This is a genomic window from Acinetobacter towneri DSM 14962 = CIP 107472 (assembly GCF_000368785.1).
In the GTDB taxonomy this organism is placed as follows: Bacteria; Pseudomonadota; Gammaproteobacteria; order Pseudomonadales; family Moraxellaceae; genus Acinetobacter; species Acinetobacter towneri.
On record NZ_KB849688.1, the window covers coordinates 421803 to 442838 of the forward strand.

A 21036-nucleotide genomic window follows, 5' to 3' on the forward strand; every position below is an offset into this window, starting at 1 on the left:
TTAGAATGTACGTGGTTTAGGTGGAATAGCAGCTACAGTAAGCGGCTTGTAACGTACTGGTTTGTACTCAAGACGGTTATCTGTAGAGAACCATAAAGTATGCTTCATCCACTCATCATCACGACGACCATAAGAATAAGTTGGGTGATCTGGTGGTAACTCAAAGTCTACAACCGTATGCGCACCACGACATTCTTTACGTGCAGCAGCTGAGATTAGTGTCGCTTTAGCAACTTCATACAAGTTTTCAACTTCTAATGCTTCTACACGTGCAGTGTTGAATACTTTAGATTTGTCTTTCAAATGAATGTTGCGAACACGTGGCTCAAGCGCAAGAATTTGTTTCACACCTTCATCAAGCAATGCTGAAGTACGGAATACACCTGCGTGGTCTTGAACGATGTTACGAATTGCATCAGCAACTTCTTGAGCGTTTTCACCTGAAGTCGATTCGTCAAGTTTACGAATACGGTTCACAGTATTTTCAAGTACAGTTGTTGGAAGTGGTTCGTACTCACCATCATGTTGCTTAGTCACATACTCAATGATGTGTTGACCAGCAGCCTTACCAAATACAACCAAGTCAAGCAATGAGTTTGTACCTAAACGGTTTGCACCGTGTACAGATACACATGAACACTCACCAATTGCATAGAAACCTTTTACTGGTTTAGCAAAGTCACGGTCACCCGCGTTGGTTGTATATGTATCAGTTTCTGCGTTGTAGTTCGCAACCAACTCTTGAGTTTCACGGCTTTCTGGAACAACCACTTGACCATGAATATTGGTTGGAATACCACCCATTTGGTAATGGATTGTAGGCACAACAGGAATTGGCTCTTTAGTACAGTCAACGTTCGCGAATTTCTTACCAATCTCAAATACAGATGGAAGACGCTTCATGATTGTGTCTGCACCTAAGTGCGTCATATCAAGCAAGATGTAGTCTTTGTTTGGACCACAACCACGACCTTCTTTAATTTCTTGGTCCATAGAACGTGATACGAAGTCACGTGGCGCCAAGTCTTTCAAAGTTGGTGCATAACGCTCCATGAACGGTTCGCCTGAATCGTTACGAAGGATACCACCCTCACCACGACAGCCTTCCGTTAACAATACGCCCGCGCCCGCAACACCTGTTGGGTGGAACTGCCAGAATTCCATATCTTGTAATGGAATACCTGCACGCGCAGCCATACCAAGACCGTCACCAGTGTTGATATATGCGTTTGTAGATGCACGGTACACACGACCTGCACCACCTGTAGCAAACAATGTCGCTTTCGCTTGGAATACTGCGATTTTACCTGTTTCTTGGTCAATTGCAGTCACACCTAGTACATCGCCAGCTTCGTTACGGATCAAATCAAGAGCAATCCATTCTACGAAGAATTGAGTGCCCATTTTCACGTTGCTTTGATAAAGCGTGTGAAGAAGTGCGTGACCTGTACGGTCAGCTGCAGCACATGCACGTGGAACCGCTTTTTCACCGTAGTTTGCAGAGTGACCACCGAATGGACGTTGGTAAATTGTACCGTCTGCGTTACGGTCAAATGGCATACCCAAGTGTTCTAATTCATAAACCACTTGTGGCGCTTCACGCGTCATGAATTCAATCGCGTCTTGGTCGCCCAACCAGTCAGAACCTTTTACTGTGTCGTAAAAGTGGTAGTGCCAGTTATCTTCTTGCATGTTACCAAGAGATGCACCAATACCACCCTGCGCTGCAACAGTGTGTGAACGTGTAGGGAATACTTTGGTCAATACCGCAACTTTCAAACCTGCTTGAGCAAGTTGGTAAGATGCACGCATACCTGAACCACCACCACCAACGATGACTGCGTCAAAGAATTGGTGTGGAATATTTGTATAATCTTCTTTAGGGTTAATCGCGCCCATGATATTTTCCTATCAATTCGCCCAGAAAATCTGGATTGCCCAGATTGCGTATGCAAAAACAGCAATAATCACTGCTGAAGTCAGCACTAGGCGTAAACCTGAAGCTGAAGGACCCATTTGACGAGTAGTCACATAGTCAGTGAATACTTGCCACATACCGATCCAAGCATGTGCAACAAGAGATAAGACTGCCAATAAAGACATAATCTTCATTGGTAATGTCATCATAAAGCCGTACCACTGTTCAAAGTTGAATCCACCGTTAAGAAGAATCCAACCAAATACCACAACGGTATAAACAGCAAGAACAACAGCACTAATACGTTGGATAAACCAATCGCGAGAACCTGAACCCGTTAAACCTGTAGCACTTTTCATTAGATTACAATCCATACAAATGCTGCAACGATACCGATAGCAGACAAGATCAATGAAATAGTAGCTGCAATGCGACCACTTTGCAGTTCTTCTGCAAAACCAAGGTCAGCAAGTAAGTGCTTAACACCAGCAATGAAGTGATAGATTAAGCCGGCTACAAATACCCATACGATAAAGCGCACAAAGAAACCGTTAAAAATTTCTTGAACTTGAGCAAAACCTTCAGGTGAAGACAAAGACTTGTCTAACAACCATAAAAGTACCGGTACGAGTAAAAATACGATGACACCAGAAAGACGGTGTAGAATTGATGCAATAGCCACGGGCGATTTTAAGTTTACTTCTAAAACTTGACCCATGGACAAATTGACAGGTCTGTTGCTTTTCACAGCGGGCATCCTGTAAGTAAAAACTCCATCCGGAGTTTGTTGGAATAAATTCGAAGGAAAGCTGGCATTGTTAGGCAAATTCATGCCTAACCTTAAAACGACACTGAATTATAAAACGTCAACTGTTAAAATACAAACAACTCTACTCGGCTTTTTGGCTAAAAAACCCTTAAATAAGAATCATTAACAAGTATAAAGACAAACCAATTACCATCCACAACCACACAATCAAACATAAATCTATGTTTTTAAATAAATTATTAAAGTGAAAACTCTTGATGACACAACCAGTGGCTTTAGAATATTTAGACTAAAGATAAATTTGTACTTTGTTTTTCAGATGTTCTTCGGGTTTTCACATACTTATATATAAGTAGCAGCACTATATATGTGTGTACTCCACTGTTTGCAGCAATTTACAACCACAACACAAGACTCTTAGATCCAGACAGCCCATCACTTTGCTTTGGTCAAGGTACACCTGATCATGGATTAAACTTTAATGTCGGCACATACCTCAATCTATTTATACAACTTATATTTACTTTAAACACCACACCTAAATAAATATTAAAAATGATAATCATCATGCGAATGAATGACTTATCCAGTATTTTTTGTATCTGTATGGATAAATAACCACACTTTATTCACAAAGATTTCGTCATTTCTTAATCAAAATATGATGGGTTATGGCTATTTTCAGGAGTTTAATCAGTCATTTTTTGATCAATCAATATCGAATTTAAATACCAGACTCACTGCCTATTCCAACTAATCTGACTACCCTACCGTGTATATAAAAACGTGTAAGTTATGAGAATTAGATAAATTTAAGTATTGGACTGAATCCTACCAAAGAAATAGCACACCAAAACCAGCATTTAAAATTGCTTACAATTAATCCGTATTGATGATTTTTTTCTGCACATCCGACAAATTTTGACTTATGATACGGCGGCTGTGCTGTGATTTTATTGATTTTTTTACTGGAATTTTTTCGACTTTTTCTATAAATAGTCGTCTGCTTAATCCATAAGTATAATTGACAAAATTTCAGTACTCTCTAATCTTAGAGCTAATTTTTAATCCGTCTGACTTGCGCATTAAAAGATTGATACTTCGAGTCAGATCAACATTCACCAGGACAGGAGATCTATTGAATGTCTGAAGCAACTGGCAAAAAAGCCGTATTACAGCTTGATGGAAAAGAAATTGAATTACCAATTTACAGCGGCACATTAGGCCCAGATGTAATTGACGTTAAGGATGTGTTGGCGGCAGGTCACTTTACTTTTGATCCTGGTTTTATGGCAACAGCGTCTTGCGAGTCTAAAATTACGTTCATTGACGGTAACAAAGGTATTCTTTTACACCGTGGTTACCCAATTGACCAATTAGCGACTAAAGCTGACTACTTAGAAACTTGCTACTTATTATTAAATGGTGAGCTTCCAACTGCAGAACAAAAAGCTGATTTTGACGCTAAAGTTCGCAACCACACTATGGTTCACGACCAAGTAAAACGTTTCTATAACGGTTTCCGTCGTGACGCTCACCCTATGGCAATCATGGTAGGTGTTGTTGGTGCGTTATCTGCGTTCTATCACAACAACTTAGACATCGAAGATGTTAACCACCGTGAAATCACAGCGATTCGTTTAATCGCGAAGATTCCTACTTTAGCGGCTTGGAGCTACAAGTACACTGTTGGTCAACCATTTGTTTACCCACGTAACGACTTAAGCTACGCAGAAAACTTCTTGTACATGATGTTTGCTACACCAGCAGACCGTGATTACAAAGTAAACCCTGTTCACGCTCGCGCAATGGATCGTATCTTCACGCTTCACGCTGACCACGAACAAAACGCGTCTACTTCAACTGTACGTTTAGCAGGTTCTACCGGCGCTAACCCATACGCATGTATCTCTGCAGGTATTTCTGCACTTTGGGGTCCTGCTCACGGTGGTGCGAACGAAGCTGTTCTTAAGATGCTTGATGAAATCGGCTCTGTAGAACACGTTGCTGAGTTCATGGAAAAAGTGAAGACTAAAGAAGTTAAACTTATGGGCTTTGGTCACCGCGTTTATAAAAACCATGACCCACGTGCGACTGTAATGAAGCAAACTTGTGACGAAGTACTTAACGACTTAGGTATCAACGATCCACAACTTGCACTTGCAATGGAACTTGAGCGTATTGCGTTATCTGATGAATACTTCATCAAGCGTAACTTATACCCTAACGTAGACTTCTACTCAGGTATCATCCTTAAAGCGATTGGTATCCCAACAGAAATGTTTACTGTAATTTTCGCACTTGCACGTACAGTTGGTTGGATCAGCCACTGGTTAGAAATGCACAGCGGTCCTTACAAAATCGGTCGTCCTCGTCAGCTTTACACTGGCCACACTCAACGCGACATCAACCGTTAATTCGGTCTGCGTTGTAGCGTGTAAAACGACACGACAAAAAAACCACCTTCGGGTGGTTTTTTATTGCTTTTATTTAGCCGATAAAACTCGTTACTGCTTTACTTATTCCAAACAACCACCAAGCCACAAAATAAAATTTAGATCATTGCAGATTTAGGCTATATTTTTGATGTCAGCTACTTACAACTCATTTCTATGCTACAACTGCATTTATTCATTCTCAGCTTATTGATGCGACTGCTCAAACTAGATCAGTTTAGATGTCGAAGCCTAACTGCAATGGAAATACAGTTGTGCCAATCTGTGTTTGGCAATCTGATTGACTACAGCCAAGTCAAAGTCATGAACCATCCTTATTTGCCTTGGCAGCCACAGCACATTTTTATGGCCCCCTGTGGCTATATTCATGTGCGTAATCGGCATTATCTAGCCGACTACAGCCAAGCACACCGTGGCTATCAAGCGATCTTTATTCATGAGATGGCGCACATTTTACAGCATCAACATCACATCAATGTCTTACTGCGTGGTGCGGTATTGCAAACCGCGTATTTTTTGAGTTTTAAGCGTTACAATCCATATCATTATCGCTTAATTGAAGCGAAACCTTTTTTTGCTTACAACATTGAGCAACAAGGTGAAATTGCCAAAGATATTTTTCTTAAAAAAATAGACAATATTATTTTAAACAGCCCGCACCGCTCGACTTAGCTCACTCATCTTGGTACATGCTTATTTCACGAAAAACACATGCATCATACAACCTAAAAATATAATGCTTTTCAAATAAATAGCATAAAAATTCTGTCACATTTCAATGATATTCTTGCAGACAAGACAATAAAGTGTATTCGATGCTAGCATCTATTCTAAATTAAGATAAAATAGCAAAAGTCTCCATTTTTGCACTGCAAAATAAGATCTTTATCTGTTAGATAATAAATGGTTTTTATTTGTGCCTTTCGGCAGTCGTTTAATCCACAATACACTACGCTGAAATTTTTATAACAATAATCATCAGCCACTTACGTGTATTCTACACCTATAGGAATAGGACTTAATTTAAATGAAATCTTTTAAAATTGCCCTTGCACAGTTCTCTCCACACATTGGCAATCTCGAAGCAAACGCGCAAAAAATGCTTGAACAAGCAAATGAAGCGAAAAAACAACATGCAGATTTGATTATTTTTCCTGAACTTTCAATTTTGGGCTACCCTGCAGAAGATTTATTACTGCGCCCAAGCTTGAATCAACGCACACAACAAGCATTTGAACAATTACGTGAAATTAAAGATATTGTTTTAGTTTTCGGCTTTGTCAATGAAACTGAAGATGGTCAGCGCTTTAACTCGGCTGCCGTCATGAAAGATGGCAACATCTTAGGTATTTACAACAAGCAAAATTTACCAAATTATGCTGTATTTGATGAAAAACGCTATTTTGATGAAGGTCATCAACACTTAGTTTTTGAATACCTTGGTCATAAATTTGGCGTTTTGATTTGCGAAGATTTATGGTCTTTGCCAACCGTGCAGCAATTGGCACAGTTGAATGTAGAAACTGCATTGGTCTTGAACGCATCGCCTTATGAAGTGGGTAAACCGCAGCATCGTGTACAGACCATGACCGAACTGGCAAAACAATTACATCTCAATGTGGTGTATGTAAACCAAGTTGGCGGTCAAGATGATTTAATCTTCGATGGTACGAGCTTTGTGATTAACCAAGCAGGCAATGTTGCATTACAAGCCCCAACCTACCAAGAAGGTTTATTCTACGCAGAATATGACGCTGCACAGAAGCACTTTAAAACTGCCGAAATTAGCCCAGCTTTAGACACCCTTGCAGAAATCTATCAAGGTTTAGTGCTCGCAACCCGTGACTACGTGCAACGCTCTGGCTTCCCTGGTGTAATTCTTGGCTTGTCGGGCGGAATTGATTCAGCGCTCACTCTTGCTATTGCGGTTGATGCAATTGGTGCAGATAAGGTACAAGCGGTAATGATGCCGTACACTTATACCGCGCAAATTAGTGTGGAAGATGCTGCAGAGCAAGCCAAAACTTTAGGCGTGACTTTTGGTATTGCTGAAATTCACCCGATCGTAAATAGCTTTATGCAAACGCTGTATCCTTTCTTTGGTAACAGCCCTAGCGACACCACAGAAGAAAATTTACAAGCTCGTGCACGCGGCACAATCTTAATGGGTCTGTCGAATAAGTTTGGTAACCTCGTGCTTTCTACAGGTAACAAATCTGAGTTAGCAGTTGGTTACTGCACGCTTTATGGCGATATGGTCGGTGGTTATGCGGTACTCAAAGATGTGTACAAAACCATTGTGTTTGAATTGGCAAAATACCGTAACAGCATCGCTGATACTCCTGTGATTCCTGAACGTGTAATTACCCGCCCACCTTCAGCAGAATTACGTCCTGACCAAAAAGACCAAGATTCTTTACCACCATACGAAGTGCTCGATGCGATTTTGTATGCGTATATTGAAGAAGATCAGAGCCAAGAAGACATCATTAGCAAAGGCTTTGAACGCGCGATGGTCGAGAAAGTCATTCAATTGGTTGATCGCAACGAGTACAAGCGTCGCCAAGGTGCATTAGGACCACGTATTAGTTCACGCGCTTTTGGTCGTGAACGTCGCTATCCGCTCGTCAATGGTTGGAAAGCAGGGATTTAACGCTAAAGCATTGCTTAAACAAAGATATAAAAAACCAAGCTACGGCTTGGTTTTTTTGTACCTGCCATTAAACCAATGCTGCAAAAAGTAGCCTAAAATTTTGACATAAAAAAAGACCAAGCTGAGAGCTTAGTCTATAAAAATGGTGGCTATGACGGGACTTGAACCTGTGACCCCCGCATTATGAGTGCGGTGCTCTAACCAACTGAGCTACATAGCCATAAACTGTGTGCGCATTATCTAAACTTAGCCCTGCATCGTCAAGTATTTTAATTTACAAACGCTCACAGTTTAAGCAAAAACAGTGCAATTTGTTTAATTTTAATCAAATTACTATTTTCTTACGGAGATTCTTAAATATTTGCAGCAAAATCTATATCAAGTCACACAGAAAAAAGAGAATAAATTCAACCATGATCTTGAAGTCTATAATACTGAGTAGCCTTGTTGTTGGCTTAAGTTCCTGCGCTTTGGTTTCACCTATTTTTGTAGATTACAACGGTGTACGGCGTGATGTTGCGCAATTTATTAATTCTAAAATGAGTTATAGCATCGCAGACCGACGTGTCTTGGTTGCTTATGCCAAAGGGCAGCAAAAGATTTTAACGGCACATCAACTCAATGCTGCAGCGCAGCAACAACTGGCTTATGAGCGTGCTGTAGGGCGTTATTGTGCATCACAACACATTTCGCTAAAAAAATTAAATCAGGTCGATGCCAAAATTTTTGCTCACTCTGATCAACAAGCCAATTGGCAACAGATTCAAAACCTACAAATGCAGATTCAACTAGATACAGCTCAAATAGATTGCACAAATAAATTTTAAACAAAAAAAGACCACGTTAGTGAACGTGGTCTGAAAAATGGTGGCTATGACGGGACTTGAACCTGTGACCCCCGCATTATGAGTGCGGTGCTCTAACCAACTGAGCTACATAGCCAAAAACTGTGCGCGCATTATCTGCTGTAATCTAGGCAACGTCAAGCCTTATCACGCATCAATTGCTTAAAATTTGGTGAAGTGAACCGATAAGCCGGGTTCTGTCGAGAACGATCATTCCTCTAGGCGTACAATCACTCATACGCTCAAGCGACCTACCCGAATCCAGTACGGGCCGTACCTCAGGATTCCTATTTGGTCTTGCTTCTGGTGGGGTTTACCATGCCATGAACTGTTACCAGCCATGCGGTGCGCTCTTACCGCACCCTTTCACCCTTACCTTCAATTTCTTCCGAAAAAGAAACCATATGAAGGCGGTCTACTCTCTGCTGCACTTTCCGTCGGCTCACGCCGCCCAGGCGTTACCTGGCACCCTGCCCTATGAAGCCCGGACTTTCCTCCCCTGTTTCAGTCACGGAGACCTCCACAGCAGCGATCGTCTGGTTCACTTCGAAGGCGCATCTTAGCAAAATTATAAGTTAATTGCTTGCGCTTTTTTGAGCAATCAGTTTTTTATATTTTTCCAGCAATTGTTCCTGTGTTTCTACATGCTCTGGATCGAGCGGAATACAATCGACTGGGCAAAATAACTGACACTGCGGCTGCTCGTGATGTCCTACACATTCAGTACATAATGCTGGATTAATCTCATAAATCAGCTCACCCATATAAATTGCCTCATTTGGGCATACAGGTTCACAGACATCACAGTTAATACATTCATCGGTAATATATAAAGACACGCTACCAACCTTGTCGTAATTTACGCTCAAAGGCTTCGACCACAACAGGTGCAACAAATTTAGTCACATCACCTTTTAAGCGTGCAATTTCACGAACTAATGTAGAAGAAATAAATGAATATTGCTCTGAAGGAGTCAGAAATACCGCTTCATATTTCGCATCTAATTGACGGTTCATATTTGCCAACTGAAATTCATATTCAAAATCTGAAACAGCACGCAAACCACGCAAAACTGCAGTCGCATTTTGCTCACGGAAAAAATTAACCAATAAACCATCAAATCCGACAAATTCAACATTAGGCAAATGCTTTAAAGATGCCTGTGCCAATTCCACACGTTCTTCCAAAGTAAAAATTGGATTTTTATGATGTCCAATGGCAATTGCGACCACGACTTCATCAAACATTTTTGCAGCACGTGTCACCAAGTCAATATGACCATTAGTAATCGGGTCAAAGGTGCCCGGATAAATTACGCGAGTTTTAGACATCCATTATGCTCTAGTTGGTTTTGTCAAAGTTAGTTTAACAAATACAAAAAATTTTAGTGAACTAAAGTCTACCAAATTATGAAATATCAAAGCAGTTTAGCCAACAGTTGTGATGATTTTGATTTGTCAGCAAGCCTTGGTTTGAGGCACAATAGTCATAAGTTTGGAAGTAATTGAATATGGCGAAGCTAACTGTAGTTAAAAAAAATACGGGCGGAACAATTGCACAGAATAAACGTGCACGCCACGATTATTTTATTGAAGAAAAATTTGAAGCAGGACTTTCTTTGCAAGGTTGGGAAGTCAAATCTTTGCGCGCAGGACGTATGACTATTACCGAAAGTTATATCCTGTTTCGTGACAATGAAGCCTTTTTATTTGGTGCACAAATTCAACCACTCTTGTCGGCTTCAACGCATGTAGTGCCTGAAGCGACCCGTACCCGCAAACTCTTACTTTCACGACGTGAAATTGAAAAGTTGATGGGTGCAGTCAATCAAAAAGGTTATTCTTGCGTACCTTTAGCATGTTATTGGAAAGGCCCTTTAGCGAAGCTTGAAATTGCTTTGGTGAAAGGTAAACAATTGCACGATAAACGCGCTTCTGAAAAAGACCGCGATTGGCAGCGTGATAAAGCACGTTTGATGCACAAATAATTTTGCACATTCCGCCCATAAAAAATGCTCGAGATCAACATCGAGCATTTTTTATGGAAGTTGTAAAACTAAAAATGCTTAGTCTTTAAGTTTTAATTCCACCAAATATTTACCAAATTTGACTGCAGTTTCCAAATCACCTTCGGGTGGCGTAACTTCAACACTGGCATTATCAGACTGCGTCATTAAACCCAAAAAGCTCGACATGCGGTTAATATCGTGTGGACTACGCCCTGTCGGCATAAACGGTAAACCTGACCACAACATGCCATGCTGCATCGCAAATAAATTAATTTGTTGCAGCACCGCCAGTTTATCGCCACTTAAACCACCGCCATTGGTAAAACCTGCCGCCAGTTTGCCCTGCCAAGTTCTGGCCAACCAACGCTTAGACGATTGCTCCATAAACTGTTTTAAAGCCGAAGTAATGCTGCCCATATAAGTTGGACAGCCCATAATGATAATATCGGCTTGATCTAGGCTATCCCATTCAATTTCAGCCACATCCATCAAAGTCACCTGAGCATCCATTTGCGCAGCACCTTGTGCAATATGCTGTGCCACCTTAGCAGTATGACCATAAGGACTGTGATAAACCACCGCCACACGAATAGCAGCGCAAGAAGATGTTGAATGAGTCACTGACATGAGAATGTTTAAAACCAAATAATTAAGTCAAGTTTAACACTAAGCCTGCATAAACACGAATGTTGCCATACGTCCTGTACGTGCTTGACGGCGGTAAGAATAGTAATCATCGGCTTGTTGATACGAGCACTGATCACCGCCCAAGACCGTTGTAACACCATGCTGCTGCAAAATAAAACGCGCGATCGCATACAAGTCAGTAAGATATTTACCTTGCTGCTGCCCTGCAATAAAAGCCGTGTCTAATTCAGGATATTTATCGCAAAATGCCTGTTTCACCTCAGCCCCAACTTCAAAACACGGCTGACTAATAGCCGCACCCAACCACGCCCATGTTGGAGCACTTTGCATTTCGACGATGGTGTTTTCGATAATACCGTTGGCAAGACCACGCCAGCCTGCATGCAGATTCGCAACCTCAGTGCCTTCGGCATTGCCCAAAACCACAGGTAAACAGTCTGCGGTCATCATCATTAAAGCATGCGCTTTACGCTGAGTGACCAAACCATCGCCTTCTAAAGCTTCACAAGTGATTTGCTCATTAATGGTCTGACACAACACGCTATGTGTTTGCGTCATCCACGTCATTTTATCGACCCCATATTCAGCAAACTCTGCCAGTAAACTCATACGATGCTGCTGCACACGCCATGCATCATCCTGCACATGCAGCGCCAGATTAAAACCAGATACATCGGCACAGTCTGTCGCTAAAGCTTGCACATGTTGTATGCGGGTTTGCCCAACATACACACCTGCAGGTAATCCTTGAACAAATTGCATAAATCTATCCTTAGTCGTTTTCTGGCATTGCCGTATCTGAGTTGATCTTGTTAATGCTGTCTATGCAACAATTAATAGGCAGCATTTTCACTGCGTAACACGTCTACCAATTGTTTAAAGTCTTCAGGCCACGGCGCTTCAAACATCATTTCTTCTTGAGTACGTGGATGCACCAAACCGAGTTTGACGGCATGTAAGGCCTGACGTTTAAAGTTACGCAAGGTATCGTTTAATAATGCCGATGCGCCTGCTGGCACACGTACACGTGGCGTATAAACAGGATCGCCAACCAAACCATAACCAATATAACTTAGATGCACACGAATTTGATGAGTACGTCCAGTTTCCAAACGCGCCTGAACACGAGTGAAATGCTGAAAGCGTTCTTTAACATTGTAATGTGTGACGGCGTCTTTGCCGCCCGGCAAAACAGCCATTTTCACTCGATCTACAGGATGGCGTTTAATCGGCTCATCGACAGTGCCTCCCGCAATCATGTTGCCGTACACCACCAAGTCGTATAAACGATAAACTGACTTTTTCGCCAGTTGCTTGGTCAAGGCAAACTGTGCTTCCAGATTTTTGGCAACCACCAGCAAACCCGAAGTATCTTTATCAATACGATGCACCAAACCTGCACGAGTTAACTCTGCCGATTTTGGATAATGATGCAGCAAGGCATTTACCAGAGTTCCAGAGCTATTTCCCGCCCCCGGATGCACCACCATGCCCACAGGTTTATTAATCACCATGATGTCATCATCTTCATAAATAATATCCAGTGGAATATCTTCAGGCAGGCTGCGGGTTTGCGCTTCAAGCTCGACTTCTAGGGTAAGAAGCTCATCACCTTCACACTTATATTTAGGTTTGACCGTGTTACCATTTACCAACAAATGACCGTCTTTGAGCCACTGTTTTAGCTTTTCACGTGAAAATTCACTCCAAATGATGGCTGCAACTTGGTCGATGCGTAGTCCTAAGTGGCTGTCATCCAATTGAAATTGCAACGATAAACGTGTTGCAGTTGAGTCTGAAGTATGGTTATCTGCATCCTCAGCATCTTCAAGTAAATTGAACTCAGTTTCAGGTAAATTGGAATGGGTAGATTGTGCTTGACTCATTTGCTCATTCAGACAAAAGTGGTTTAATAGCGCAATTGTAGCTCATTGCCCGTATTAACAGAGGAATTTTTATGTCGCTACCACGTTATAAAATAACAATGCTTGCTCTTTCACTCGGCGTTGCGTCTGCAATTGTGGGCTGTAGCAGCAATCCAAAAAAAGAAGTGGTCGATACTGGTCCGCAATCTAGCGAACAGGTTTATATTGAAAAAGCAGAAAAAGCACTGGATCGTGGTCAATACACCGATGCCGTTAAGCATCTTGAAGCTTTAGAAACCTATTATCCAACGGGTGATTATGCGCAGCAAGCGCAGCTTGAATTGTTGTATGCAAAATTCCAGCAAAAAGATTATGAAGGCGCAATTGCTGTTGCAGATCGTTTTATCCGCATGAACCCGCAGCATCCTAAAGCCGATTATGCCTACTATGTACGGGGTGTGGCGAATATGGAACAAAACTATGATGGTTTGTTGCGTTATACCTCGCTCAAGCAATCACACCGTGATGTTAGCTATTTAAAACTGGCCTATCAAAACTTTGTCGATTTTATCCGTCGCTATCCATCAAGCACTTATGCGGTAGATGCTGCACAGCGCATGCAGTTTATTGGTCAGGAACTGGCGGAAGCCGAAATGAATGCGGCACGTTATAACATTAAACGTAAAGCATGGGTGGCTGCAGTAGAGCGTTCATTGTGGGTAGTTGAGCATTATCCGCAAACTCCGCAAATTCCAGAAGCATTGGCAACGGTGGCTTATGGTTATGGCAAACTGGGCGATCAAGCCACAGCTCAGCAATATATTGATGTGTTGAAACTGAACTATCCAAATTTGGTTAAAGCAGATGGTAGCGTGAATTTACGTGCTGCCCGTCATGACGCAAGCTGGATTAACCGTGCAACTTTGGGTATTTTCGGACGTGAAGCGCAAAGCAGCACCGAAGCACAACAGTCAGATACTAAAGCACAAGCAGAGCCATCACGCAGCCTCACCAACCGTTTGAGTTTTGGCTTGCTCGATCGTCCAAAATCTCAAAACGACAGCACTGAATAAAACCATTCCGACTGATTTTTCAGTTTTGAAAAATGCAAAGGGCAAGTTATGATACTTGCCCTTTGTTCTTTTATGGGCTTGTTTCCTGTCCTAGAAAAAGATACAAAAGAGAATACTCATTGAGTCAATCAGCACAGTCTGATGTATTCAACCTGTTCGGCGAACCTTTCACTACCAAGAGATAACAGACAAAACCGTATGGCCATTCCACAGCACACGATTGATCAAATTTTAGATCGCACTGATATTGTCGATCTGATTAGTCAGCGCGTGAAATTAAAAAAAACTGGTCGTACCTATTCGGGCTGCTGCCCGTTCCATCAGGAAAAAACCCCGTCTTTTCACGTTTACCGTGACAAGCAGTATTATCATTGCTTTGGCTGTCAGGCAAATGGTAACGCCATCCGTTTTTTAATGGATATTGATAACCGCAATTTTGTAGATGTCATGAAAGACTTGGCCAGTCAAACAGGCATCGAACTCCCAAAAGATCAGCACGACAATAAAAAACTCTCTTATAAACGTGAAGCCAAAAAGCCAACATCGATAGCTCAACCCAAGCCAACAGCAAAAGACCAGAATGAAACTTCTGCAGTTCAAACCACATCAAGCGAACATGCTTTTGATGCTACAGGCATCGACTTTGATCCTTTTGCCGAGTTTCAAAGTACTGAATACGCAAACTCGGAATTTCAAAACAATGCCGACCCGTTTGCAGGTTTTGAGCAATGGGACACCATGCAGGACACACCTGCACAAGAAGGCAACTTATACGACTTGCTAGAAAATATAGCGCAATATTATGAGCAGCAATTGCCGCACAGCCCTGCCGCGCAACAGTATTTTCAAAAACGTGGTTTAACCGCACAAACCTTGCAGTTTTGGCGCTTGGGTTACGCACCCGAAGATTGGCAGCATTTAGAAAAAGCCTTTCCGCAAGACATTGCAGGTTTAAAACTGCTAGGCTTAATTCGTACCAGTGACAAGGGACGTGACTTCGATTTATTACGTGATCGGGTGATTTTTCCAATCCGTGACAGCAAAGGACGTGTGGTCGGCTTTGGTGGTCGCGCACTTAATGATGAAATCAAACCCAAATACATCAACTCGCCCGATTCGGAAGTGTTTCATAAAAACCAATTGCTCTATGGTTTATATGAAGGACGCAAACAAAAAGCCCAAGATTATTTAATGGTCGAAGGCTATATGGATGTGATTGCCTTGCAGCAATACGGCATTCATGGTGCTGTAGCGACACTCGGTACAGCCAGTAATACCGATCATTTAAACATTCTATTCCGCCAAAACAACCGCATTACCATCGCGTTTGATGGCGATGCCGCAGGTCAAAAAGCCGCACGTCGTACACTGGAAATTGCACTGCCTTTGCTCAATGATGGACGTGAACTGAAGTTCTTTGTTTTACCCAATGAGCACGACCCTGACTCACTTATTCGTCGTGAAGGCATCGAAAATTTCCGACGTTTATTAGATCAAGCACCTTTGCTATCAGATTTTGTCTTTGCGCATCTCACCCAAAACCATAATATCAGTACCCCTGAAGGCAAAAGTCAGGTCATGGGTGAACTGCGGCAGTTGACCGAACTTTTGCCCAAAACGGGTTCTTATCGCTATTTGCTGCAACAGTTTTTCCGTGAAAAGTTAGGCTTTAACCGTAAATGGCAGGCACAGACCAATAACGATGCATCTTTGAGTTTTAGCACCAAAGTCGATGCCGAAGAATATGTGATTGCGATTCTAATCAATCACCCGTATTTGTATATTCACTTTGAACCGTTACGTGCGCTGATTCCAAATGATCATCTGCTACACCAAATCTTAAATATTTTAAATACTATTTTTGATGATCTACCCGATGATCCTGAACAAGCCAAATATTATATTTTGGGTGCATGCTCAGCGTATCACTATGAATTACAGCGCATTTTACAACAAGCCAATGTCAGTGATTACACGACTTCTCCTGAACACGTCGATAAATTGGCGCAGGATTTTTCGACCAAATTGCAATACGACTGTTTACAGCAAAAAATTCGCTCCAAAAAATTCAGCAGTATTGAAGAAATGAAGCGATTGAAACATCAAATTTATGAAATTGATAAAAAAAGATCGCTGACCTTGTTAGAGGAATAAGCGATCTGGTCTGATTAGATTAAGTTTGTATCGTCAAAAATCTTTTTTGTAAATCACGTTAATCTTACTTATTTGCGACGACGTTTGGCAGTCGCTGCTAAATTTTCCTGCATAAACTCAAAACATTCAGGCTCATCACCTTTGGCTGCTTCACGCAATAAAATAGAAGTTGGATGCAGCAGTTTTTGGGTTAAACGATAGGAAAATTCTTGCATAACTTGTGCAGCATCTTCACCTTTGGCAATACGCGCCATCGCCAAATTTAATTCTTCCTGACGCAAGCTTTCGCCATGTTCACGGTAAGCATGAATGGTCGCACCTGCTTGCTGAACTTTTTGATGGGTCACCAACTCAGTCACAAGCTGATTGACCATTAGCTCTGCTTCCACAGCCGCCTGACGACGCTGCGCCAAGTTTTCATCAATCACGCTTTGCAGGTCATCGACCCCGTACAAATACACGCCATCCAAATTTTCAATTTTAGGATCAATATCACGTGGTACGGCCAAATCGACCAACAACATTTGCTGATAGCGACGTTTCTTTAACGCTGCTTTCACTTCAGGATAAGCAATCACCTGATGCAAACTACCCGTACAGCTTGAAATTACATCAGCGCGGTGTAAATTGGCTGCTAACTGATCAAATTCAATAATTTCAACTTCAACCCGATGCGCAATTTCTTGTGCCAAAGTTTCGGCGCGGGCGCGGGTACGGTTACAAATTAAAATTTTAGCGACGCCCATCTCAGCTAAATGCTTCGCTACAAGGCTATTCATTTCGCCTGCTGCCACCACCATCACGGTTAGTTTTTCAGGATGGCTAAATACTTGTAACGCCAGTTGCGCAACCGCATAACCCATAGACACGGCATGGCTGCCTACGGCAGTTTCTGAACGTACCCGTTTGGCAGCATAAAACGCATATTCAAAAATTCGGTTGAGTTGTTGCGAAACCGTATGTGAGTCTTTGGCTAAAGACAGCGCAGTTTTGACCTGACCTAAAATTTGCGGCTCACCCAACATGAGTGAATCTAGCCCACTGGCTACGCGCATTAAATGCGACACCGCCTGTGCATTTTCATAACGATAAACATGACGACTCAATTGCTTCGCATCAATACCATTGACGTGTGCAAGCCAATCCAACACCTGTTCTGGATGTTCAGACATGGCGTAGACTTCGGTACGGTTGCAGGTAGACACCACCACCAAATCATTCAGTTCGGGATGTTGGCTTTGCTCAGCAAGTAAGGCACTTAACTTTTCTGGGTTAAATGCAATTTGCTCGCGCAACTCTACAGAGGCGGTTTGATGGTTGACACCCAATGCAAAGAAAGACATATCAGATCATCATTTCGCTAAATTTATGCTATTGTGCAATAACGGTGTCATAAAAAGCATTACTTGGATCAAGAAAAATTGCGTCAAACAAATAGCCGACCATACGGCGCGACAATTAAGCAATATTCTACCACATTCTTACTGGTCGGTAGCATGGCTTCAGTTGCTCATCTTAGAGCATCTGAAGAAATTTATCATGCAAATTCAAATTATAATGCGGTAAAACAAACCATGGTGGCAGAATTTGCCTTGGCTTATGGCGATATTCCAACTGCATTACACAACTACACGGTCTTGGCAATTAAGAACAATTCGACTTCCATTAAACAACGCGCCCTGAATATTGCCATTGAACAAAATGACCTACGTGCCGCATTAGATATTGCAACACATTGGGTGGTACAAGAACCATCCGATGTCCCTGCACTGTTTTATTTGGCGCACATTGCACTCAAAGCGCATGAATATGACTTGGCTGCAGAAACCTTAGATAAAATTCTAAATATTGATGCCACGGCTGACTTAGAACAAATTTTGGCGGGAATTTCCCCTGAATCTGTAGAAGACCGTGAATTTCTGATTCAAGCCCTGCGCACCAGCAAAGCCAAAGACAATCCATCTATTTTGGTATTGATTGCAGGTTTAAAAGCGCAAAATGGACAATATCAAGCCGCGCTCGACACCATTAACAGAGCGTTGCGCAAACGCCCGAAAGTCACTGGCTATATTTTAATGAAAGCCAATTTGTTGAGCGTACTTGGCAATGAAGAAGAAACGGCAGCTTGGTATGCAAAATCTAGCCGTAAGCACAACAATAACTTTGAAGTCCGTTTAGCCGAAGCCAAATATCTGGTCAAAAAAAATGAAGCAACTTTGGCGCTAACAAAACTAGAAGCTATTTTAAAAAAATGGCCTACGGAAGATGAAGCTTTATTTATTGCAGGTTTGACCAGTATTGACTTAAAACAATACGAAAAAGCTGAAAAATATTTAGTAGAGTTGCGCTATTCAGCCCAATATCAAAACGAAGCCTATTTCTATTTGGCAGTCAATGCCGAGCGTAAACAGCACTTTGAAACAGCCAAAGCCTATTATCGTTTGGTGGATGGTAGCCTATATACCGTTTCACGTCGCAACATGATCAGTATTTTTGCCCAGCAAGATAAACTGAATGATGCACTGCGCTTTTTAACGCAGGAACGGGTCAATTATCCGCAGCATGCCAGTTTTTTATATCAGGCACAGGCCGATATTTTAAAACGCATGGACAATAAAAAAGCAGCTCTGCGTTTGTTAGATGAAGCCATCAAAAACCTGCCCGATGATCCTGACCTGATCTATTCAGAAGTCTTACTGCTCGATGCACATCAGGAAAAAGACAAACTGGATCAACTGCTCACCAAGTTACTGGAAATTGAGCCGAACAGCCCAACCTATTTAAATGCCTACGCCTATACCCTTGCACTGCAAAATCGCCGTTTGGATGAAGCACGTCGCTATGTAGAACAAGCACTTGAGTTTGCACCTGAACAGGCCTCTATTTTAGATACTTTAGGTTATGTCAGCTATTTGCAAAATGACTACACCGCTTCGGCACAGGCTTTGGAAAAAGCCTACGCCCTGAGTCATAGTGCCGCGATTGGCTCACGTTATGCAAAATCGTTGTATATGCAAGGAGATATTCAAAAATTCAGCCAAGTGTTACAACAATTACAACAAAATCATCCGAATGATCCGCAATTGCAACAATTAAATTCGCTATTGTTACCGCAGCCAGTTAAAAAGAGTTAAAAGATTCATGCGTTTATTTTCAAAATTAGGATTAACCCTTTTTGCCACCAGTAGCCTTGTGCTGACAGGTTGTCAGCCTTTCGTACAAAAACCAGCCAACATTTCACAGCAAGTTGAAGCCGAAAATCAATTTAACCTACAAGGCAAAATTGGTGTGCGCACTCCGCAGCAATCTGGCAGTGCCTTTTTTACTTGGGTACAGCAGCAACAGCAGTTTGATATTGAACTGAGCGGCATTTTGGGCGTTGGTAAAACGCAAATTAGCGGACAACCAGGACAAGTCACCCTCAACAGTGCCAAAACAGGGATAATTTATGCCGAAAGTCCTGAAGAACTGTTAGAACAAGCCACAGGTTGGCAAGCGCCCATCACCCACTTGGTCGATTGGGTACAAGCCCGACCTGCAACGGTCAATGCCCAAATTCAAAAAGACCCCCAACAGCGCCCGACTCAATTTATTGAAGATGGTTGGACGGTCGATTTGAGCTATAACGACAGTGCCAGTTTGCCAAACCGTCTGATTTTGAAACAAGCACTTGAATCAGGGCAAGAAAACCGTATTACAATGCTCATCCAAAATCGTTAATCACTTGCCAAGTTTCGCCATGATTCGTGTACCCTCACCTGCCAAATTAAATCTGTTTTTGCACATTACTGGGCGTCGTGACAACGGCTACCATGAATTGCAGACGATTTTTCAACTGATTGATTTATACGACTGGTTAGAATTTGAAGTCAATGATACTCAAAGCATTCAAATTCAGGGCTTAAATAGTGTCGATTTAGAGCAAAACCTGATTTACAAAGCCACGCAAATTTTAAAACCTTACGCGAAACAAGCCACAGGTTTAAATATTTCAATTGAGAAGTACATCCCTATGGGTGCAGGGCTTGGCGGAGGTTCATCCAATGCCGCAACCACCTTAATTGTAGTCAATCAACTTTGGCAATGTGGCTTGGATACTCAAAAACTAGCTGAACTTGGTTTACAGCTCGGAGCAGATGTACCTATCTTTGTGCATGGTCGTAATGCATGGGCAGAAGGCATTGGTGAACAGTTAACATTCATAGACTTAGCCCCAAAACAATATATTGTGTTAAAACCTGACTGTTTTATCAGCACTCAACTACTTTTTTCACAAAAAACATTGACAAGAAACACGAAGCCCACTAAATTCTGCGGCTATCAGATAAAGCCATCTGACTTTGGAAATAATTTTGAGCCTGTGGCACGAAATTTATACCCCGAAGTTGATGAAGCAATGCGTTATTTAGACCAATTTGGTCAAGCAAAGCTTACAGGTACAGGTGCTTGTGTCTTTACTGAAGTGACTGCAGAAATGAATGTAGACGACATTTTGGCACACTCACCATGTACTGCGTACGTTGTGAACAGCTTAGATGAATCTCCATTACGACATTTCACAGTACAATAGGGGTATCGCCAAGTGGTAAGGCACCGGTTTTTGATATCGGCATCCGTTGGTTCGAATCCAGCTACCCCTGCCATCT

General features: G+C 42.0%; 19 protein-coding genes, 3 tRNA genes and 1 other RNA gene. 11 read left to right on the forward strand and 12 right to left on the reverse strand.

Annotated features, from left to right (window positions below; translation table 11 throughout):
• From F947_RS03525 to sdhC, 3 genes are read right to left on the reverse strand one after another with little or no spacing between them, the layout of a single operon-like run.
• The gene (locus F947_RS03525) at positions 1-1899 is read right to left on the reverse strand and encodes an FAD-binding protein (RefSeq protein WP_004972199.1); all 1899 of its coding nucleotides are present in this window, start codon (positions 1897-1899) and stop codon (positions 1-3) included.
• 12 nt (positions 1900-1911) lie between these two features.
• Positions 1912-2277 carry a succinate dehydrogenase, hydrophobic membrane anchor protein gene (sdhD, locus tag F947_RS03530; RefSeq protein ID WP_004972200.1) on the reverse strand — a complete coding sequence of 122 codons (366 nt, stop codon included), beginning with the start codon at positions 2275-2277 and terminating at the stop codon, positions 1912-1914.
• Positions 2277-2675, reverse strand: a complete 399-nt coding sequence (gene sdhC / locus F947_RS03535; protein WP_026438062.1) for a succinate dehydrogenase, cytochrome b556 subunit — start codon at positions 2673-2675, stop codon at positions 2277-2279. The genes sdhD and sdhC overlap by 1 nt, the downstream gene beginning before the upstream one ends.
• Positions 2676-3829: 1154 nt before the next feature.
• Here sdhC and gltA point away from each other — a divergent pair.
• The 3 genes from gltA to F947_RS03550 all read left to right on the forward strand — a co-directional run bounded on the left by gltA (position 3830) and on the right by F947_RS03550 (position 7796).
• Positions 3830-5104, forward strand: a complete 1275-nt coding sequence (gene gltA, locus F947_RS03540) for a citrate synthase (RefSeq protein WP_004972202.1) — start codon at positions 3830-3832, stop codon at positions 5102-5104.
• Between the two features lie 195 nt (positions 5105-5299).
• Entirely contained in the window at positions 5300-5815 is a 516-nt protein-coding gene (locus tag F947_RS03545) for a hypothetical protein (RefSeq protein ID WP_004972203.1), read from the forward strand.
• A 355-nt stretch (positions 5816-6170) separates the two neighbouring features.
• Complete coding sequence (locus F947_RS03550) at positions 6171-7796, forward strand: NAD+ synthase (RefSeq protein ID WP_004972204.1); 1626 nt, start codon at positions 6171-6173, stop codon at positions 7794-7796.
• Between the two features lie 143 nt (positions 7797-7939).
• On the opposite strand, the gene F947_RS03555 is transcribed toward F947_RS03550, so the two are convergent.
• Positions 7940-8016 (reverse strand) — tRNA-Met (locus tag F947_RS03555).
• 193 nt (positions 8017-8209) lie between these two features.
• Between F947_RS03555 and F947_RS03560 the strand changes: the two genes are divergently transcribed.
• Positions 8210-8623, forward strand: coding sequence for a hypothetical protein (locus F947_RS03560; RefSeq protein ID WP_004972205.1), 414 nt, complete (start codon positions 8210-8212; stop codon positions 8621-8623).
• Between the two features lie 38 nt (positions 8624-8661).
• Here F947_RS03560 and F947_RS03565 read toward each other — a convergent pair.
• From F947_RS03565 to coaD, 4 genes are all read right to left on the reverse strand, one after another.
• Positions 8662-8738: transfer RNA gene (locus F947_RS03565), tRNA-Met, on the reverse strand.
• Positions 8739-8811: 73 nt separating this feature from the next.
• Positions 8812-9189: RNase P RNA component class A (gene rnpB, locus F947_RS14040), an RNA gene on the reverse strand.
• Between the two features lie 27 nt (positions 9190-9216).
• Positions 9217-9480: a YfhL family 4Fe-4S dicluster ferredoxin gene (locus F947_RS03570; protein ID WP_004972206.1), complete on the reverse strand. Its 264-nt coding sequence runs from the start codon at positions 9478-9480 to the stop codon at positions 9217-9219.
• Position 9481: 1 nt separating this feature from the next.
• Entirely contained in the window at positions 9482-9973 is a 492-nt protein-coding gene (gene coaD / locus F947_RS03575) for a pantetheine-phosphate adenylyltransferase (RefSeq protein WP_004972207.1), read from the reverse strand.
• Between the two features lie 179 nt (positions 9974-10152).
• Here coaD and smpB point away from each other — a divergent pair, with 179 nt between their 5' ends.
• A complete protein-coding gene (smpB, locus tag F947_RS03580) occupies positions 10153-10629 on the forward strand; it encodes an SsrA-binding protein SmpB (RefSeq protein ID WP_004972209.1) in 477 nt (158 codons plus the stop codon).
• 78 nt (positions 10630-10707) lie between these two features.
• Here smpB and F947_RS03585 read toward each other — a convergent pair whose 3' ends face one another.
• The 3 genes from F947_RS03585 to rluD all read right to left on the reverse strand — a co-directional run bounded on the left by F947_RS03585 (position 10708) and on the right by rluD (position 13184).
• Positions 10708-11277, reverse strand: coding sequence for a flavodoxin family protein (locus F947_RS03585; protein ID WP_004972210.1), 570 nt, complete (start codon positions 11275-11277; stop codon positions 10708-10710).
• Between the two features lie 39 nt (positions 11278-11316).
• Entirely contained in the window at positions 11317-12060 is a 744-nt protein-coding gene (gene pgeF, locus F947_RS03590; protein ID WP_004972211.1) for a peptidoglycan editing factor PgeF, read from the reverse strand.
• A 71-nt stretch (positions 12061-12131) separates the two neighbouring features.
• The gene (gene rluD / locus F947_RS03595; RefSeq protein ID WP_004972212.1) at positions 12132-13184 is read right to left on the reverse strand and encodes a 23S rRNA pseudouridine(1911/1915/1917) synthase RluD; all 1053 of its coding nucleotides are present in this window, start codon (positions 13182-13184) and stop codon (positions 12132-12134) included.
• 71 nt (positions 13185-13255) lie between these two features.
• Here rluD and F947_RS03600 point away from each other — a divergent pair, with 71 nt between their 5' ends.
• Both F947_RS03600 and F947_RS03605 read left to right on the forward strand, forming a co-directional pair.
• Positions 13256-14236 (forward strand): outer membrane protein assembly factor BamD, encoded by a 981-nt coding sequence (locus tag F947_RS03600; RefSeq protein WP_004972213.1) that lies wholly within the window; start codon positions 13256-13258, stop codon positions 14234-14236.
• 198 nt (positions 14237-14434) lie between these two features.
• On the forward strand, positions 14435-16390 hold the full coding sequence (locus tag F947_RS03605) for a DNA primase (protein WP_026438292.1): 1956 nt from the start codon (positions 14435-14437) through the stop codon (positions 16388-16390).
• A 68-nt stretch (positions 16391-16458) separates the two neighbouring features.
• Here the strand turns inward: F947_RS03605 and hemA are convergent, their stop codons facing one another.
• Positions 16459-17733 (reverse strand): glutamyl-tRNA reductase, encoded by a 1275-nt coding sequence (gene hemA / locus F947_RS03610; protein ID WP_004972216.1) that lies wholly within the window; start codon positions 17731-17733, stop codon positions 16459-16461.
• Positions 17734-17811: 78 nt separating this feature from the next.
• On the opposite strand from hemA, the gene F947_RS03615 reads away from it, so the two are divergent.
• The 4 genes from F947_RS03615 (at position 17812) to F947_RS03630 (ending at position 21033) form a co-directional block, all read left to right on the forward strand.
• Positions 17812-19524 carry a tetratricopeptide repeat protein gene (locus tag F947_RS03615; RefSeq protein WP_004972219.1) on the forward strand — a complete coding sequence of 571 codons (1713 nt, stop codon included), beginning with the start codon at positions 17812-17814 and terminating at the stop codon, positions 19522-19524.
• A 7-nt stretch (positions 19525-19531) separates the two neighbouring features.
• Positions 19532-20110: a lipoprotein insertase outer membrane protein LolB gene (gene lolB / locus F947_RS03620; protein WP_004972223.1), complete on the forward strand. Its 579-nt coding sequence runs from the start codon at positions 19532-19534 to the stop codon at positions 20108-20110.
• Positions 20111-20129: 19 nt separating this feature from the next.
• Complete coding sequence (gene ispE / locus F947_RS03625; RefSeq protein WP_004972225.1) at positions 20130-20960, forward strand: 4-(cytidine 5'-diphospho)-2-C-methyl-D-erythritol kinase; 831 nt, start codon at positions 20130-20132, stop codon at positions 20958-20960.
• Positions 20959-21033: transfer RNA gene (locus F947_RS03630), tRNA-Gln, on the forward strand. The genes ispE and F947_RS03630 overlap by 2 nt, the downstream gene beginning before the upstream one ends.
• The last annotated feature ends 3 nt before the right edge of the window (positions 21034-21036 follow it).